This window comes from Bacteroidales bacterium (genome assembly GCA_014860575.1).
Taxonomy (GTDB): Bacteria; Bacteroidota; Bacteroidia; order Bacteroidales; family JAAYJT01; genus JAAYJT01.
On the sequence record JACZJK010000005.1, the window covers coordinates 127,914 to 145,000 of the forward strand.

Consider the following 17,087-nt stretch of genomic DNA (forward strand, 5'->3'; position numbering starts at 1 on the left):
ATTAATAGGTTTTATTTTTTTATTAGATTCGAAATCTCAGCATAAACAATAGCAAGAATAGAAGCACCGCCAATGAAATAGGTGGCAATGAGTGCAGCGCCAATTTGTCGTGAACCACTTTCAGTGATTTTATATGCCCTCAATTGAAGGGTATTAAATTCATTGTCGGAAATGGCAAAAGCTATAACACCTAATACTACAATAACCCCAATGCCAATCAAAACAGGAATTGCATTTTTGGGTTGTGAAATGATGTTGATGATTGGAAACAGCAGTGCAAGCAATACGCATAAACCAAGGGCTATGTATGCAATCGCAAAGTAAGGGTTCAGGATTCTGTTCTGAAGCCCAACATTCTCTTTCATGGCTGCTTCGCTTTGTGTCCATACGAGCACAATGCCGATTACAGCGCCAAGAATCAGGATAAGCGAGATTATCTTGAATATCCTAACAGTGAGGTTTTTTTCCATTATTACACGTGTTTTTTGTTTTTCACTTCATTCTTGACCAGGATTTCTATAAAAGAAATCGTGCTGTCTTCCATGTCGTTAACAAGGCTGTCAATCTTTGAAAGAATATAGTTATAGAAAATCTGCAGAATGATGGCAACGATCAAACCAAATACGGTTGTCAACAAAGCAACCTTGATACCACCAGCAACGATTGATGGGGAAATATCACCTGCTGCTTCAATAGCATCAAATGCTCCAACCATCCCGATTACTGTACCAAGGAACCCAAGCATAGGCGCAAGAGCTATGAACAAAGCTATCCATGATAAACCTTTCTCAAGGCGGCCCATTAATACGCTGCCGTAAGAAACGATTGATTTCTCAACAACATCAAGACCTTCGTTGTAACGATCCAATCCCTGATAAAAGATACTTGCAACCGGGCCACGGGTATTTTTGCAAATTTCTTTTGCTGCTTCCAAACCGCCTGTTTCAAGCGCTGCTTCTACATTGTTCAGCAGTTTCTGGGTGTTGGTTGTTGAAAGGTTCAAATAAATGATACGCTCAATAGCTAACGCAAGTCCGAAAATGAGTACGAGGAGTACGATACCCATAAACGCCGGGCTACCTTCGATAAATTTTTCTTTCAGGATCTGGTGAAAAGTTTTCCCTTCGGTACTTGGAGGTGTGAGTGTTGCGGGAGTTTCATCAGAAACTGGAGCAACTTCGGTTTGTTCGGTGGCAACCTCAGCCGTAGTATCAGGGGTTACTTCTTGTGCGTTAACCTGTTTTAAGAAACCGAACATCAGCATTCCTGCAATGGTCAGCAAAGTGATTAATTTTTTCATAGATGATTGCGATTAATTTTTAATTCACGGATATAATTTAGTTTTCACATGCACTTTAAAGCTGCGGAGAGAGAGGGATTCGAACCCTCGGTCCCGTTTCACGCGGAACACACACTTTCCAGGCGTGCGCCTTAGACCACTCGGCCACCTCTCCCAAAGAGTATCCAGGTTTTCCCTTGCTCATTTTGGGCAGCTAAATTATAAAAATTATTTACAATAGAAACGATGTAGGATTTTTATTTAATGGATTAAAATATTTACCCTTAGGCAAATCAGGAGTTATCCGTTAAACTCATCTCCCCCCTTAACGGTGTCTGAAGCAACTTCTCAACATCTTTTTTTGAATATTCGCCTCCCAGAAGATACATAAGCTTTGTAATGGCGGATTCAGTTGTTATGTCAAAACCCCCGATTACCCCAATCTGCCCCAAAGAAATACTGGTCTCATATTTTCCGATCTCAACCGATCCTCCCTTGCACTGGGTCACATTATATATAATGATATCCTTTTCTTTAATGGCTTCTTTTAATGCTTGTATGAACCAGGTTGCCGTAGGCGCATTGCCCGAACCATACGTTTCAAGTATTAATGCCTTCAAGCCGGCAGTTTCAAGCGTGGAGCGTACTATATTTTCCGTTATCCCTGGAAACAACTTCAAGATGGCGAGGTTTGGTTCTAGCTTTTTATGAACCTTCAACCGTTTGAAATTCGGCTTGAGAATATGGCTGGTATTGTATCGTATGTGAACGCCAACTTCAGCCAATGCCGGGTAGTTACCCGATACAAAAGCATTAAAGTTTTCTGCATTGAACTTGTTGGTGCGGTTTCCCCTGAACAGTTTATTTTCAAAATATATGCTTACTTCCGGAACAATAGGGGTATTATCGGTTTTAGCAGCGGCAATTTCGATTGCGTTAATAAAATTTTCTCTTCCATCAGTCCTTATCATTCCCATTGGCAGTTGCGAACCGGTAAACACGACAGGCTTGTTCAGGTTCTCAAGCATAAAACTCATAGCAGATGCAGAATAAGACATCGTGTCCGTACCGTGGAGGACTACAAAACCATCATACTTTTCGTAATTTTCTTCTATTACACCTGCAAGTGTGACCCAGAATTCCGGGTTCACATTGGAGGAGTCAATCACCGGATCGAATGTGTGGACATCAATACAGCAATTGAAATTGGCCAGCACCGGGATGCTGTTATACAAGTGCTCAAAATCGAAAGGTTTAAGTGCGCCGCTTTCCTTATCGAGCATCATGCCAATGGTCCCACCCGTGTAAATCACGAGAATTTGAGTTTTTTCTTCCATGAAATTATTTGATTTTACCCGGCAAAGTATTGAATAACTGCAAGGCTGTTTCGGAAGTAATTTCAGCAACTTTAGCCACTGTGATCCCATAAACCTCAGCTACGTGGGCGGCAATAAGCGGAATAAATGCGCTTTCGTTGCGCTTTCCTCTGTATGGAACCGGGCTTATGAACGGAGAATCGGTTTCCAGTACAATCTGTTTTATGCCTACTGCCTGGATTGTTTTGCCAAGTTTCGAGTTCTTAAAAGTAATCACCCCACCAATACCTAATTTAAAATTCAACGCTATGATGTTTTGAGCCTGCTCAAGCGAACCGGAGAAGCAATGAAAAACACCTCTTAGTCGGGGTTCATTCATTTCCCTTAGCATCAGGATGATTTCATCTATTGATTTCCGGGAGTGAATCACCAGTGGCAGATTATAAGCTAGTGCAAGTTCTGCCTGCCTTCTGAAAACTTCCTCCTGCTCTTTCCTGAAGGTCATGTCCCAATAAAAATCAAGCCCTACCTCGCCAATTGCGCAATATTTGCGTTTTGATAAATACTCTTCAACAAGCTGCAATTCTTCTTTCCAGTTCTCTTTTACTGATGTGGGGTGCAATCCCATCATAGGAAAGCAATTTCCAGGGTAGGCATAACAGAGCTTATGCATTGGTTCCACTGATGTGCTGTCAATATTGGGCAGCAACATATATTGAACCCCTTTTTGCAGAGCCCGCTTAACGGCTTCATGACGATCTTCATCGAAAGCGCTGAGGTATAAATGAGTGTGGGTGTCAATATAAAGCATGGTGCAAAAGTAGTACAATTGCATGACCCGGCTCGCAGCCCGATTGTTGTTTATTCGGATGGCAGCCATCAGACAGAAACCTAAAATTTCAGTACGTTTGCAGAAATACGGCAACTTGAAAAAAATACTCATCATACGTTTCAGTTCCATTGGCGATATCGTGCTCACAACACCTGTAGTGCGATGTTTGAAAAATCAACTGCCTGGCGTTGAGATTCATTATTGCACCAAAAAGCAATACTCTGATGTTTTAAGCGCCAATCCATATATTGATCACCTTCATTACCTCGATGAGAGTGTATCGGATCTTGCCGTGCAGCTCAAAAAAGAAAATTTTGATTTTGTAATTGATCTGCACAACAGCCTACGCTCAAAATTGCTCAGGTTGAAACTTCATCGCCCTTCCGGCACTTTCAGAAAACTCAACATTGAGAAATGGTTATTGGTTAACTTTAAGATCAACCGCTTGCCCGCATTTCATATTGTGGATCGCTATTTTGAAGCAGCACACGCCCTGAACTTAAAAAATGACAAACAAGGCCTTGATTTTTTTATTCCTGAAGCAGACCAGTTTGACCCTTCATGGCTGCCAGCCACACATCAGCAATCATTCATTGGTTTTGTGATTGGTGGCAGGCATAACACCAAAATTTTCCCGATTGAGAAAGTTGCCGAAGTTTGTAATTTGCTTAAGAGTCCGGTGGCGCTGCTTGGAGGAAAGGAAGATGTTGAAAGTGGTGAAACTATTGCCAGGGAATTTCCTCACAAAGTATTCAATGCCTGCGGGCTATTTTCATTAACCCGCTCAGCAGCTCTTGTGAAACAAGCCGGCCTGATCATCACCAACGACACTGGTTTGATGCATGTTGCGGCAGCGTTCAATAAAAAGATAATTTCTCTATGGGGAAATACAGTGCCTGTCTTTGGGATGTACCCTTACCTTCCGCAGGAATCAGAAAATAAGTCAGTAGTTTTTGAAGTCAAGGGTTTGAAATGCCGCCCATGTAGCAAAATAGGTTTTAAAAAATGCCCTGAAAAACATTTTGATTGTATGAACCGTCTCGATGCAACTAAAATTGCCGAAACTGCCAACCAGATGATGAACCATTTCTGATCCTTTCCCATGAACAACATCCCTTCCCTGGTCTCCCCTTCTCCATTGCTCCCTGACTCGTCCCTCGCCCCTTGTCTCTTGTCTCTTACTTCTTGTTTCTTTGTCCACTTACGCTTTCACAAAAGGATTCCCCGATTTTTCTTCACCAATGGTTGTGGCAGGCCCATGCCCCGGATGCACAACATAATCATCAGGCAGGGTATATAGTTTTTCTTTGATGCTTTCTTCCAGCAGATCGAAATCCCCTGTTGGTAAATCGGTACGTCCTACACTTCCATTAAAGAGTACATCGCCTGAGATTACGAACCGGTCTTCATGGTTCACAAGGCAAACAGAACCATCAACATGACCGGGAGTATAAAGAATCTCGAGATTGGAATTTCCAAACCTGAATATTTTTCCGTCCTCCAGATATTTTTCGGGCAAAGCCAATTCACTGACCCGCAAACCAAACATGACCCCATGCTCCGGCGCCGATTCAAGAAACACCTCTGCCGCCCTGTGAATTTGTGGCTTTAAGCCATAGGTGAGGGTAACAAAATTGTTTCCAAGAATATGATCAATATGCGTATGCGTGTTGATCAGCGCCACAGGTTTCAGGTTGTTGTCTTTTATGTAACCGGAGAGTTCTTTCTCTTCGACAGTAGTGTAACAGCCGGGGTCAATAATAATGCATTCGCCGGTGTTGTCGTGCAGTATATAGGTGTTTTCCTGGAAAGGATTGAATGTAAAAACTTTGATACGGATCATACGTTATAATTTAATTGCAATATGGGTTGCCTGCAAAAATACAATAAGCCGGAAAACCCCGTTAAAAGAATATATAGTAATTTAGCTGTTCATCTTTTAAACATGGCGGTACAAAAGAACTTCAGGAGATTTTTAATCAGGTCAGCGATATCAGCAGCCTTTGCATTCGTATTGCTTCCGTTGACTGTACCTGCCCAGTTCTATTATGGTTCGCAACAAAATTTTGGGCGTAGCCGCGTTAGCTTTTCCGACTTTTTGTGGACGTATTACCGTTTCGAAGATTTTGACACCTATTTTTATTTGAATGGTGAACACCTGGCGGCTTACACGGCTTATATCGCACAAACAGAAATCCCTCAAATTGCCGGGATGCTTGAAACATCTTTGCAGGATAAGCTTCAGTTTGTGATCTTTAACCGCCTCAGCGATGTGCGGCAAAGCAATATCGGTTTGCAAAATGAGACACAATACAACTATAATACGGGCGGAATAACCCATATTGTCGGTCGGCGTATCTTCCTTTATTTCGAAGGGAACTACAATGATTTTGACCGCCAGATCCGGGCCGGAATCGCGCATGTGCTGCTTGAACAAGCGCTTTATGGTGGCAGTGTCGGTAGCCAGATTACGGCTTCAGCAACGCAACGGCTTCCCGAATGGTATCTCAATGGCCTTGTTTCCTATATTGCTGAACCCTGGAGCGTGGAAACAGATAATATCGTGCGCAATGCTTTTCTTACCAACCGATACAAAAGGTTTAACCATCTTCAGGGTGAAGATGCGATGTATGCCGGTCATACAATCTGGAAGTACATTGCCGACAAATATGGGGAATCAGTGCTTTCTAATCTTGTTTATATGACCCGGCTAGGCCGGAGCCTAGATAACAGCCTGGTGTATATTCTTGGAATTTCTTTCAAAACCTTGCTGAAAGAATGGGAAAGCCATTACCGCGCATTATACGAACCATACAAAGAATCATTGCCGGTTGCTGAGCAAACAATCAGGTTAAAAAACCGCAAAGGCGAAGTTTATCAAAACCTTCGGCTCAACCCTGACGGGCGGCACGCTGCCTATGTTTCAAATCATGTTGGCCGGTACAAAGTAATTATTCATGACCTTATTACAAAAAAATCACGGGTTGTATTGCATGGTGGGCATCGGCTCGAAGAGGTCACAGATTATTCCTATCCTTTGCTTGCCTGGAATCCTGGTGGTGAACTACTCGCCATTATCACGGAAGACAAAGGGCTTGTAAACCTGTTTTTTTATAACCTCAGCGAAAAGGACAGAACCCAGCAATACATGTTTAATTTCGATAAAGTCCTCGATTTTAGCTATTCCAATGATGGATTTCACTTTGTTTTGTCTGGCGTTCAGAAAGGCAGAACAAACATTTATCGCTACCACATACCGTCAAATTCATTTGAGCAAATTACTGATGGAACCTACGACGACCTTTCGCCTGCTTTTGTTAATAATTCAGAGCAAATCATTTTCAGCTCAAACCGTCCGCTTGACTCACTGAACACCACGACTGCAATAACTTTTAAATCCACTCCGGACAACTACAGCCTTTTTCTTTACGATTATGGGAAGCGCGGTAAATATCTTAGAAGCCTGATAGATGACCCTTTGTCGAACCAAACAAACGCCTTGGGTTATACAAAAGGCCATTTTTCATACCTGAGCGACGAGAATGGATTGGTCAACCGCTATATTGGCCGCTTTGATAGTATCATTGCTTATGTTGACACCACTACGCATTACCGATATTTTGTTGAAAACATGGCAGTTACTGATTATCCCGGAAGTATTGTATTCTATGATATCAGTCAAAGAACCAACCGGCTCGGAGAAATCGTTTACCACCAGGGTAAGTATTTCCTGAGGATCGAGACTTTAAAAGATCCGTCAGAAATAGCGCCCGCCAACCCTCAACCTACTCCTTATATAACTGGTTTAATGCTTTCAAGAGGTATTGCAATAAATAAAGATGGTGTAGTTGAAAAACAAGAAATTAAAAAGCAAAAACGCTTTCGAAACGTAATTTCCGGTGATATATCGCAGGACAACAGAATACAGGAAAGCGAAATAAACCTTGCACCACCCGGCGATTCCATTCCCGCAGTCATAATCCCACAAAGGCTTGAGACAGTAATTGGCGGGGAAGAAGAAGCATTCATCATTCCCAAGCGCTTGAATTACAACGTGGAGTATTTTATTGATAAAATGGTAAATCAGGTTGATTTTACCTATCTGGCAGCTACATATCAACCCTACTCAGGAGGGCGCAGCCCCTTGTTTCTTAGTCCCGGCCTGAATGCCTTTTTTAGTGTTTCGCTAACCGATCTGCTTGAAGATTACAGGATTGTTGGCGGGGTTCGGTTAAACTCCAATTTTGTGAACAATGAATACGTACTCAGCTTTAGTAATCATAAAAACAGGCTCAACAAGGAGTATGTTTTTTACCGCCAATCGCTCGATGAATACCGCGAATCCTTAACAATCCGTAACCGGTATTTTTTGATCCGCCATCGCATTCATGAATTCCATTATATATTAACCTGGCCTTTCAACCGTGTATTCAGTGTAAAAGGAAGTCTGATTTATAAGCATGATAAAGCGGTTCATCTTGCTACTGACCAGCTTAGCCTGCAGCAAGATGATAGAACAAGGAACTGGGGAGGGCTCAAAGCAGAATTTATCTACGACGATAGCCGCTCTTTAGGCACCAACCTTTATCAGGGCACAAGGGCAAAGCTGTTTGGTGAATATTACCAGGGGATCACACAGGATAAGAATAACATGGTTGTGCTTGGAATTGATATCCGTCATTATTTGCCGGTACACCGGAATTTTATCTGGGCAAACCGTTTTGCTGCCAGCACTTCGTTTGGCAACAATTTGCTCATTTATTATTTGGGCGGTGTTGATAACTGGCTCATCCCTAAGTTTAACCAGGGTATGTCAGTTGACAACACCAAGAATTACGCATACCAAACCCTGGCCACTAATTTGCGTGGATTTACACAGAATATCAGGAACGGGAATAGCTTTTTTGTGCTGAATACCGAATTGCGCCTTCCTGTTTTTCGCTATTTTCTGAATCGTCCGATCCGATCACAGTTTCTCAACGATTTTCAACTGGTTGGATTTGCAGATGCAGGAACGGCGTGGACAGGCCTGCATCCACTTGCACCGGAAAACCACCTTTTCAGAAAATACTTTCAGCAGGGCCCCGTAAGCGGTTATATCGAGATGCAGAAAGAACCAATGGTAGCAGGTATTGGCGGCGGAGCAAGAACGACGATACTCGGCTATTTTGTAAGGGCTGATGTTGCCTGGGGTTTTGAAGACCAAAAACTAAACAAGCCTATATTCTATATCTCTTTCGGAACCGATTTTTAGCACTCTCATCCCCAAACCTAAACCTCTAAACCTCTAAACCACCTAAACTTCCTAAACCTCCTAAACCTCCTAAACCTCCAATCCATAAAACTCCTGACTCATGACTTTATCAACATTGTTATTGTTAATAGCTATCGGATTGATTGCCGGAATGTTCAGCGGAATGGTGGGGCTTGGCGGAGCTATTGTTATCATTCCCGCCCTGGTTTTGCTTATCGGCATGAGCCAGCATCAGGCACAAGGTACAAGCATTGCGGTCATGCTGCCGCCCATTGGTATACTGGCGGCCTATAATTACTATAAAGCCGGCCACCTAAACCTGAAATTCGCTCTGATCATTGCAGCCGCATTCGTAATTGGAGCCTACCTGGGTTCGGACATTGCCCTCCGGATACCGGCTCAGACCATGAGAAAGGGATTTGGATTTGTTTTAGCCGGAATGGCTGGTTATATGATATTTGGCAAGAGTTAAAATGAAGTCATTTATTTATATGTTGTAAATCAATGTTTTGTTTGGTTTGTAAACATTTCTTACACAAGAATTACCTCCGTTTTTTATAAAAAAAATTATCAAACAGGCTAAAATTTTATAATCAATCCTTTACGCCCTACTTGATAGCGATTGTTAATAAAGTTTTTTGATCCGGCTTGACTGAACATCGTATCTTGCTAATCCCAAAACCTTCCCTATGAATTTGTCGTAAATAATTAGCATCCTGATAGTTACGCGATAATTGAAAAGATGGTTATGAGAAAGTTAAAAAGTAGTGCGTTGGAAACCAACTTGTTTGAAATTATGAATAAAGAAATTGATGAAGTGAAAGAACCTGGTTTATTCAGCCAGATTCAGGAACAGCGAAAGAGGCCAAATATTTTAGAAGAAGCTCCGGCATTAGAAGCCGAAGAATTAGTTAAAGAAACAACTATGCAGGAACCCGGTGCAGAGAATTTGCAGGTTTATCCTTACGAAGAAGCCATGAAAGCGGCGGCAGTTTATTTTAAAGGCGATACCCTGGCAGCCAACGTCTGGGTGAATAAATACGCGTTGAAGGACAGCGATGGAAATATCTACGAGCTAACACCTGACGATATGCACCGCAGGCTCGCAAGGGAAATCGCACGTATTGAGAGCAAATATCCTGATCCCCTTTCGGAAGAAGAGGTGTACGCAGTGCTCAGGGATTTTAAATACATTGTTCCACAAGGCAGTCCGATGGCCGGAATAGGGAATAATTTTCAGGCATCATCGCTTTCAAATTGCTTTGTGATCGGTGGCGATGAAAAGGGCGATTCATACGGAGCCATCATGAAAGTTGACCAGGAACAGGTTCAACTGATGAAGCGTCGTGGCGGGGTCGGGCACGATCTTTCACACATACGGCCTGCAGGCAGCCCGGTAAAAAACAGCGCTTTAACCTCCACAGGAATCGTTCCTTTCATGGAGCGCTATTCGAACTCAACACGTGAAGTGGCACAAGATGGCCGCCGTGGAGCCTTGATGCTTACTATCTCAATAAAACACCCTGATTCAGGTAATTTTATTGATGCCAAAATGGAACAGGGCAAAGTAACCGGCGCCAATGTTTCGGTTCGCATCAATGATGAGTTTATGCAGGCTGTGATCAACGACACTAAATATACCCAACAGTTTCCTATTGATTCAGATAAACCGGTGTTTACCAGAGAAATTGACGCGAAGGTTCTTTGGGAAAAAATCACCCACAATGCCTGGCAATCGGCAGAACCTGGCGTACTCTTCTGGGATACAATAGCGAGGGAATCAGTGCCCGATTGTTATGCTGATCTGGGTTTTAAAACCCTTTCAACCAACCCCTGCGGTGAGATCCCGCTGTGTCCGTACGATAGCTGCCGCTTGCTGGCCATCAATCTTTACAGCTACGTAGACAACCCGTTTACCGAAAATGCAAGCTTTAACTCCGATCTGTTTACAAAGCATTCAAGGCTCGCACTTCGCATAATGGATGATATCATTGATCTTGAATCAGAAAAAATTGAAGGGATTTTAAATAAGATCAATTCCGACCCGGAAGATGGAGACACCAAATTCGTTGAAAAGCGCTTGTGGGAAAAGATTCGTGAAAAGACGCTAAAGGGCCGTCGTACAGGAATTGGCATCACCGCCGAAGGCGATATGCTGGCTGCCCTTGGAACCCGTTACGGCTCGGAAGATGCCATTAATTTTTCAGTTGAGGTTCATAAATTGCTGGCTACCGAAGTTTACCGCTCTTCTGTTGACCTGGCCAAAGAGCGTGGGGCTTTTCCGATTTTTAGTTATGAACGCGAGAAAGATAACCCTTTTGTTCAACGAATCGCCGAAGCTGCACCCGATGTAATAGAAGACATGAAGAAGTATGGCCGCCGCAACATTGCCATGCTTACCATTGCGCCAACCGGCAGCGTCAGTATCTGCACCCAAACCACTTCCGGTATCGAACCGGTTTTCCTGGTTTCATACAAGCGCAGAAGAAAGGTAAACCCCAACGACAAAAATGTTAACGTCACTTTTGTTGATGAAATTGGTGATTCATGGGAAGAATACAATGTTTTTCACCCTCGTTTTATTGATTGGCTCAAGGTTAAAGGTTTCGACCCTGACGAAGTAAAAAAATTCGATGAAGGTCAATTACAGGTTCTCATTGACAAATCGCCCTATTTCCAGGCAACATCCAACGATATTGACTGGGTAAGCAAGGTTCGCATGCAAGGTGCGATCCAAAAATGGGTTGACCACTCCATCAGCGTTACCGTCAATCTGCCGAAAGAAGCAACTGAAGAACTTGTTCGGGAAGTGTATAAAACAGCCTGGGAAAGTGGCTGCAAAGGCATGACTATTTATCGCGAAGGTTCGCGTTCAGGGGTGTTGGTGAGTAACGATAAAAACAAGGAAGATCTCCAGGATTTCCAGGAAACCAAAGCACCGCCAAGACCAAAAAATCTTGAAGCTGAAGTAGTGAGGTTCCAGAACTCTCATGAAAAATGGATTGCCGTGGTTGGTGTGCTTAATGGCCGCCCTTACGAAGTCTTTACCGGCCGGGCCGAAGAATTTTACCTGCCGGCATGGGTTGCAAAAGGATGGGTAATTAAAAACCGCAACGAAAAAGGTGAGAGCCGCTATGATTTCCAGTTCGAAGATAAATACGGATATAAAGTCACCATCGAAGGATTATCGCGTTCTTTTGATAAGGAATTCTGGAACTACGCCAAGCTTATAAGTGGAATTCTCAGGCATGGTATGCCTTTGCAATACGTTGTGAACCTGGTAGAAAAACTCAGTTTTGCCGAGGACAATATTAATACATGGAAGAACGGTGTTGTAAGGGGCCTCAAGAAATTTATCCCCGACGGAACCATTGCCGGCCGGCGTAAATGCCCCGAATGTGGTGAAGAAGGCGGGCTAATTTATAAGGAAGGCTGCATTTCCTGCACACATTGCGGGTACTCGAAATGTGGTTGATTTTCCATTGAAGACCTTTTGTTTGTTTGCTGAACCGATAGTATCGCCATCCAAACCCGATAGTATCGCTCCAAGCGATCCTATCGGTAAAACCCCACGTAGCGATACCATCGCAAGCCAAATCCGATAGTATCCGCGGCGGCGGATGCTATCGGTATAACACCAGATAGCGATACCATCGCTGGAAGCGATAGTATCGCTCAAAATGATGCTATCGGTCTTCTGTTTAAAAGCTTTTCTTATAGACGTTAAATTCCTGGTTATCCCTGAAATGCGTGATTTTGTTGGCAAGGATTATAAAAATTTCCAGATCGTTTTCTTTCAGCCATTGTATAGCTTCGGGTTTTCTATGGCAGGCATCAGCAAAGATCGCCAGGAAATCAAATTTATGTTTTATCAGCCACTGATAAGCGTCTACCTGTTTGTCTACCGCCAGATCAAAAGCGGCTAAATGCGGATAATTGTTTTTCATGAGCCATTGTGTTGCCTGCTGGCTTCCCCTAATGGAGCTGGAAAGCGCCGCAAGTTCCGGATAACCATTATGCAATAGCCAATTAAACAACTCTTCGTTGCCCGAGAATGTTTCGCCAAAGGCGATCAGTATTTTTTCCGGGTAGTTGAGCATACTCAAAAGGCTATTTATTAGCTGAAATCATTTTAATAGTAAACTTCAGTTTCAATGCCCATTTCATTTAGCTGTTCTGCAATCCGGTCAAGTTCTTCAGGCGTTAATTTTTCGAGCCCTGCAACTGGCGTTGCGCGGTCAATAGGATAGATCATCACCAGTTTTGGTGCAATTTCCCTGATTTGTTCAAGCCATGCCTTAACATGATCCTCGCTGCCAGAATCAAAATATTTACCATTGATATTGCCCCGGAGGAAAAGGCTTTGAATGATGAGGTTCCCATTAAACTGTTTTAAATTGCTTACAATTTCAGCCAACGATATTTTTCCCAACGGATCATTGATAAGCTGAAGGTATTCATCTGTTCCAGCATCAAGTTTCAGCACATTATTATCAATCTTCAGCAAAGCGTCCTTAATTTGTGAATCACTCAACGTAGTAGCATTAGAGAGAACAGTGATTTTTGAACCGGGGAAAAACTTATTCCTGAGTGCGATTGTATCGTCAATAATCAAATCAAATTCGGGATGAAGTGTGGGTTCACCGTTGCCGGCAAACGTGATGTTGTCAGGCTGAATTCCTTTTGCTGCTAATTCTGTGAACCGGGTTTCCATGGCCTGGCGTATGGCTTCACGCGGATAAAATCCCCCGGCACTTGGTTCGGGGCATTCAGGTGTCAGGCCGCATTCGCAGTAAATGCAATTAAATGAACAGACCTTTGTGTTCAAAGGCAAAAGATTGATGCCCAGCGAAACACCGAAACGCCTGCTGCGAACCGGTCCAAAAACAATGTCGTGAAAAAGAAAGCCAGTCATAAAGGATGTTTTCCGCAAAGATACAAGATGTTGTTGTGTTCGTTGGAATTTGCTGTCAGGTTTACAAACGAAGGAGCACTCAGAACAAATGTCTGGGATTTAACTGTTGTGGTTCGCAAAATGCAGGATGAAAAATCATTTATTAAATGAGCAGGTAATTCTTATTAGGTGATAAAAGCTTTTTATTACTTTTGACCGCTCATGAAACCAACCATCACACTTAGCAGCATCCGCCAGCCAATAAGGCCACAGCTTGAAGAGTTCGAAAAAACTTTCAGGAATTCCATGAAGAGTTCCATCCCCCTACTTGATATCATCACCCGTTACCTGATCAAACGCAAGGGCAAACAAATGCGACCACTTTTCGTGTTCCTTTCGGCTGGTGTTTGCGGGAATATTTGCGATCGCACCCAACGGGCTGCCGCCATGATTGAACTCTTGCACACCGCCACATTGGTGCACGACGATGTTGTTGATGACTCTCACAAACGACGGGGCTACTTTTCAATCAATGCGTTATGGAAAAATAAAATTGCTGTTTTGCTCGGCGATTATTTGTTGTCGCGTGGTTTATTGCTTTCGCTTGATAACAATGATTTCGACCTGCTTAAAATTGTTTCGGAAGCAACCCGCGAAATGAGCGAAGGCGAACTGATGCAGATTGATAAAGCCAGACGGCTGGACATTACAGAGGAAATTTATTTTGAGATCATACGGAAAAAAACTGCATCGCTGATTGCCGCATGCTGCAAGGCTGGCGCTGCTTCAGTTGGCGCCACTGAAGATCAACTAAAACGCATGCATGCTTTCGGTGAATACACAGGCATTGCTTTTCAGATTAAAGATGACCTGTTCGACTACCAGGCAAGCAATGATACCGGCAAACCTGTGGCCATTGACATCAGGGAAAAGAAGATGACGTTGCCACTGATTTATACCCTCAGCCAAAGTGGTTTTTTTGAAAAACGGAAAATCATTTCAACAGTAAAACGTAAAAATACTGATCCTGAAGCCGTGGACGCTGTGATCCGGACTGTGGATAAAACCGGTGGAATTGCCTATGCAACTGAAAAAATGCAACTGTACCGCAACAAAGCCCTGGAAGTCCTGAACAGTTTTCCTGCCAACGATATGACCCGCTCACTAGAGCAACTGGTGCATTTTACGATTGAACGGACCAAGTAAATTTACGATTTCGGGTTGCTATCCTTATCCTTAGCCTTCACCTTCGCCTCCGCCTACTAATTCTTCAGCGCAGACCACGTTGTAGTAAAATTCCCAAATTATTGGGTGATCCAATCTCCGCCTTAGCCTTAGCCTCTTCCTCAGCCTCAGCCTTAGCCTCTCCCTACTTCCCCTTCTTCAAAGTAAACCCAAAGGTGGTTCCAACATCAATAGCGCTCCTTGCATTGATTGTTTGTTCATGGGCTTCGATGATATGCTTAACAATGGCCAACCCAAGTCCGGTTCCACCCTGTTCGCGCGAGCGCCCTTTATCGGTTCGGTAAAAACGCTCAAAAATTCTGGGCAAATCCTGCTGGCTTATTCCAATTCCGTTGTCTGTAACTTCTACCAGGATATTTTCATCCATATCAAAGAAACTGATTTTGGTATTGCCATCGTGTTTCAATCCGTATTTGATTGAGTTATCAATAAGGTTAATGAGAACCTGGCGTATCCTTTCCTTGTCGGCTAAAACATAAATTGGTTTGTCGTAGGCTTCGGCAAGGTAAATGTGGAAATTCCGTTTCCTGGCTTTGATCTCCAAAAAATCAATGACTTCGCGTGCCAGGGCCACCAGGTCAAATTTTTTGTAGTTAAGTTTTAACTCGCCCGATTCCAGTTGTGCAATTGCTTCAAGGTCTTCAACAATTGCAATCATCCGGTTAATGCTCTTTTCGGTTCGCAACAAATATTCACGGTTGATGCTCGGATCTTCAAGCCCGCCGTCAAGCAACGTAAGTACATAGCCCTGAATATTAAATATTGGTGTTTTAAGCTCATGCGACACATTGCCTAAAAACTCGCGGCGGTAAACGGCAAGGCTTTTTAGTTCTTCAATCTCTTTCGTGCGATCCTGTCCCCATTCCATTACTTCGCGGTTCACACGTTCAATGGTGTCTTCACGAATATTCAATTTGAATTTTTCTCCGTCTTTTGGTCGTTTCAGGCTGTGAATGGTTTTATAAATGATCCTGATTTTTTCGTAAATGAATTTTTCAAGTGCGAACCGGAAAACCCAATACGAAACAGCAAAAAGCAAAATTAAACCCGGAAGTACATAATACCATGAAACCGACTGCACCAGAATGGCAAGGAGCAATACCATGAGTGCCGCCAATGCAGTGACTGCTGCAGCAACCATCATTGATAAGCGCCTGGGATCAGAATACTTCATGATTGTTATTTTGCTGTTTGCTTTGGTTGTTTAATGAATTGAACAATGGAATAATTGAACAGTAGAACAATAGAACAATTGAATTTTGAATTTAAAGGTTTAGCTGGATGAAGGTGCATTCGTTGAAGTGTCCGCCGCAGAATTATTATTGTGTTCTGTCAATTACACTTCGAATTTGTACCCAACCCCTTTGATGGTCTTTATATTATCCATGCCAATTTTTTCCCTGATTTTTCTCACATGTACATCAATAGTGCGATCGCCAACGATTACATCATTCCCCCAGACTTTCGAAAAAATTTCCTCGCGTGAGAAAACTTTATCTGGCTTCGAAGCCAACACCAGCAACAGTTCGAATTCTTTTTTGGGCAGCACTATTTCTTTACTATCCTTTACTACCTTATATTTCTCTTTATCAATCACCATGTTTCCAACTTTCAGTACAGTGCTGTTGCTTTCTTTTTCACGATACCTGCGTAGCAAAGCTTTAACCCGGCTAATGAGTACCCGTGGCTTGATCGGCTTTGTAATATAATCGTCGGCCCCGGCATCAAAACCGGCAATCTGGGAATAATCTTCTCCCCGGGCAGTTAGAAATATGATAATTGCGTTTTCAAGATGAGGCTGTTGCCTGATTTCCCTGCAGGCTTCAATGCCATCCATTGAGGGCATCATTACATCCAGGATGATCAGATGAGGCTTTATGCGAACTGCCAGTTCAATTGCATCTTTCCCGTTATTGCACGAATTTACCTGGTAGCCTTCTTTTCGGAGATTGTACCCTAAAAATTCCAGCACATCCGGCTCATCGTCAGCCAGAAGAATGCGGTATTGATCGTTATTCATTGCCTGTTGAGTTTGTTTGGTTTGGGTCAGAAAAAAATCCGGGTAAATATACAAACTGTTGTTTGAAATCGGCTAAACAAAGTCTCAAATGTTATGATTCTCGAATTAGAGAGTTTAGAAGTTTAGAGGGTTTAGAATTTTAGAGGGTTCAGAGGGTAGGAAGTATAGAGAGGATAGCGCTCCCATTTTCTGGTTGCCTTAAGAACGAAACTTAGCGTCTTTGCAGTTAGAAGTATTCAGCATGGCA

At 43.0% G+C, this 17,087-nt stretch carries 14 protein-coding genes and 1 tRNA gene; 5 read left to right on the forward strand and 10 right to left on the reverse strand.

Features of this window, described 5'->3' with window-relative positions:
• Positions 1 to 11: 11 nt before the first annotated feature.
• The 5 genes from IH597_00980 to IH597_01000 form a co-directional block, all read right to left on the reverse strand.
• Complete coding sequence (locus IH597_00980; GenBank protein MBE0661014.1) at positions 12 to 470, reverse strand: hypothetical protein; 459 nt, start codon at positions 468 to 470, stop codon at positions 12 to 14.
• A 2-nt stretch (positions 471 to 472) separates the two neighbouring features.
• Positions 473 to 1,300, reverse strand: coding sequence for a MotA/TolQ/ExbB proton channel family protein (locus IH597_00985; GenBank protein MBE0661015.1), 828 nt, complete (start codon positions 1,298 to 1,300; stop codon positions 473 to 475).
• Between the two features lie 64 nt (positions 1,301 to 1,364).
• A tRNA-Ser gene (locus tag IH597_00990) sits at positions 1,365 to 1,454 on the reverse strand.
• 118 nt (positions 1,455 to 1,572) lie between these two features.
• Positions 1,573 to 2,616 (reverse strand): type I asparaginase, encoded by a 1,044-nt coding sequence (locus tag IH597_00995; GenBank protein MBE0661016.1) that lies wholly within the window; start codon positions 2,614 to 2,616, stop codon positions 1,573 to 1,575.
• 4 nt (positions 2,617 to 2,620) lie between these two features.
• The gene (locus tag IH597_01000) at positions 2,621 to 3,406 is read right to left on the reverse strand and encodes a TatD family hydrolase (GenBank protein MBE0661017.1); all 786 of its coding nucleotides are present in this window, start codon (positions 3,404 to 3,406) and stop codon (positions 2,621 to 2,623) included.
• A 58-nt stretch (positions 3,407 to 3,464) separates the two neighbouring features.
• On the opposite strand from IH597_01000, the gene IH597_01005 reads away from it, so the two are divergent.
• Complete coding sequence (locus tag IH597_01005; protein MBE0661018.1) at positions 3,465 to 4,520, forward strand: glycosyltransferase family 9 protein; 1,056 nt, start codon at positions 3,465 to 3,467, stop codon at positions 4,518 to 4,520.
• Between the two features lie 108 nt (positions 4,521 to 4,628).
• Here the strand turns inward: IH597_01005 and IH597_01010 are convergent, their stop codons facing one another.
• Complete coding sequence (locus tag IH597_01010) at positions 4,629 to 5,270, reverse strand: MBL fold metallo-hydrolase (GenBank protein ID MBE0661019.1); 642 nt, start codon at positions 5,268 to 5,270, stop codon at positions 4,629 to 4,631.
• A 102-nt stretch (positions 5,271 to 5,372) separates the two neighbouring features.
• On the opposite strand from IH597_01010, the gene IH597_01015 reads away from it, so the two are divergent.
• The 3 genes from IH597_01015 to IH597_01025 all read left to right on the forward strand — a co-directional run bounded on the left by IH597_01015 (position 5,373) and on the right by IH597_01025 (position 12,156).
• Complete coding sequence (locus IH597_01015; GenBank protein ID MBE0661020.1) at positions 5,373 to 8,681, forward strand: PD40 domain-containing protein; 3,309 nt, start codon at positions 5,373 to 5,375, stop codon at positions 8,679 to 8,681.
• A 100-nt stretch (positions 8,682 to 8,781) separates the two neighbouring features.
• A complete protein-coding gene (locus tag IH597_01020) occupies positions 8,782 to 9,153 on the forward strand; it encodes a sulfite exporter TauE/SafE family protein (protein ID MBE0661021.1) in 372 nt (123 codons plus the stop codon).
• A 453-nt stretch (positions 9,154 to 9,606) separates the two neighbouring features.
• A complete protein-coding gene (locus tag IH597_01025; GenBank protein MBE0661022.1) occupies positions 9,607 to 12,156 on the forward strand; it encodes an adenosylcobalamin-dependent ribonucleoside-diphosphate reductase in 2,550 nt (849 codons plus the stop codon).
• A 226-nt stretch (positions 12,157 to 12,382) separates the two neighbouring features.
• On the opposite strand, the gene IH597_01030 is transcribed toward IH597_01025, so the two are convergent.
• Positions 12,383 to 12,781 (reverse strand): hypothetical protein, encoded by a 399-nt coding sequence (locus IH597_01030; GenBank protein MBE0661023.1) that lies wholly within the window; start codon positions 12,779 to 12,781, stop codon positions 12,383 to 12,385.
• Positions 12,782 to 12,813: 32 nt separating this feature from the next.
• A complete protein-coding gene (locus tag IH597_01035; protein ID MBE0661024.1) occupies positions 12,814 to 13,596 on the reverse strand; it encodes a radical SAM protein in 783 nt (260 codons plus the stop codon).
• A 201-nt stretch (positions 13,597 to 13,797) separates the two neighbouring features.
• Here IH597_01035 and IH597_01040 point away from each other — a divergent pair, with 201 nt between their 5' ends.
• A complete protein-coding gene (locus tag IH597_01040; GenBank protein ID MBE0661025.1) occupies positions 13,798 to 14,781 on the forward strand; it encodes a polyprenyl synthetase family protein in 984 nt (327 codons plus the stop codon).
• Between the two features lie 163 nt (positions 14,782 to 14,944).
• Here the strand turns inward: IH597_01040 and IH597_01045 are convergent, their stop codons facing one another.
• Both IH597_01045 and IH597_01050 read right to left on the reverse strand, forming a co-directional pair.
• Entirely contained in the window at positions 14,945 to 15,994 is a 1,050-nt protein-coding gene (locus tag IH597_01045; protein MBE0661026.1) for a sensor histidine kinase, read from the reverse strand.
• Positions 15,995 to 16,156: 162 nt separating this feature from the next.
• Positions 16,157 to 16,840 carry a response regulator transcription factor gene (locus tag IH597_01050; GenBank protein ID MBE0661027.1) on the reverse strand — a complete coding sequence of 228 codons (684 nt, stop codon included), beginning with the start codon at positions 16,838 to 16,840 and terminating at the stop codon, positions 16,157 to 16,159.
• Positions 16,841 to 17,087 lie beyond the last annotated feature (247 nt).

Excerpts from the sequence above, each read along its gene's own strand:
- IH597_00980 (MBE0661014.1), bottom strand. The coding sequence starts at position 470 with ATGGAAAAAAACCTCACTGTTAGGATATTCAAGATAATCTCGCTTATC.
- IH597_00985 (MBE0661015.1), bottom strand. The coding sequence starts at position 1,300 with ATGAAAAAATTAATCACTTTGCTGACCATTGCAGGAATGCTGATGTTC.
- IH597_00995 (MBE0661016.1), bottom strand. The coding sequence starts at position 2,616 with ATGGAAGAAAAAACTCAAATTCTCGTGATTTACACGGGTGGGACCATT.
- IH597_01000 (MBE0661017.1), bottom strand. The coding sequence starts at position 3,406 with ATGCTTTATATTGACACCCACACTCATTTATACCTCAGCGCTTTCGAT.
- IH597_01005 (MBE0661018.1), top strand. The coding sequence starts at position 3,465 with ATGGCAGCCATCAGACAGAAACCTAAAATTTCAGTACGTTTGCAGAAA.
- IH597_01010 (MBE0661019.1), bottom strand. The coding sequence starts at position 5,270 with ATGATCCGTATCAAAGTTTTTACATTCAATCCTTTCCAGGAAAACACC.
- IH597_01015 (MBE0661020.1), top strand. The coding sequence starts at position 5,373 with ATGGCGGTACAAAAGAACTTCAGGAGATTTTTAATCAGGTCAGCGATA.
- IH597_01020 (MBE0661021.1), top strand. The coding sequence starts at position 8,782 with ATGACTTTATCAACATTGTTATTGTTAATAGCTATCGGATTGATTGCC.
- IH597_01025 (MBE0661022.1), top strand. The coding sequence starts at position 9,607 with ATGCAGGAACCCGGTGCAGAGAATTTGCAGGTTTATCCTTACGAAGAA.
- IH597_01030 (MBE0661023.1), bottom strand. The coding sequence starts at position 12,781 with ATGCTCAACTACCCGGAAAAAATACTGATCGCCTTTGGCGAAACATTC.
- IH597_01035 (MBE0661024.1), bottom strand. The coding sequence starts at position 13,596 with ATGACTGGCTTTCTTTTTCACGACATTGTTTTTGGACCGGTTCGCAGC.
- IH597_01040 (MBE0661025.1), top strand. The coding sequence starts at position 13,798 with ATGAAACCAACCATCACACTTAGCAGCATCCGCCAGCCAATAAGGCCA.
- IH597_01045 (MBE0661026.1), bottom strand. The coding sequence starts at position 15,994 with ATGAAGTATTCTGATCCCAGGCGCTTATCAATGATGGTTGCTGCAGCA.
- IH597_01050 (MBE0661027.1), bottom strand. The coding sequence starts at position 16,840 with ATGAATAACGATCAATACCGCATTCTTCTGGCTGACGATGAGCCGGAT.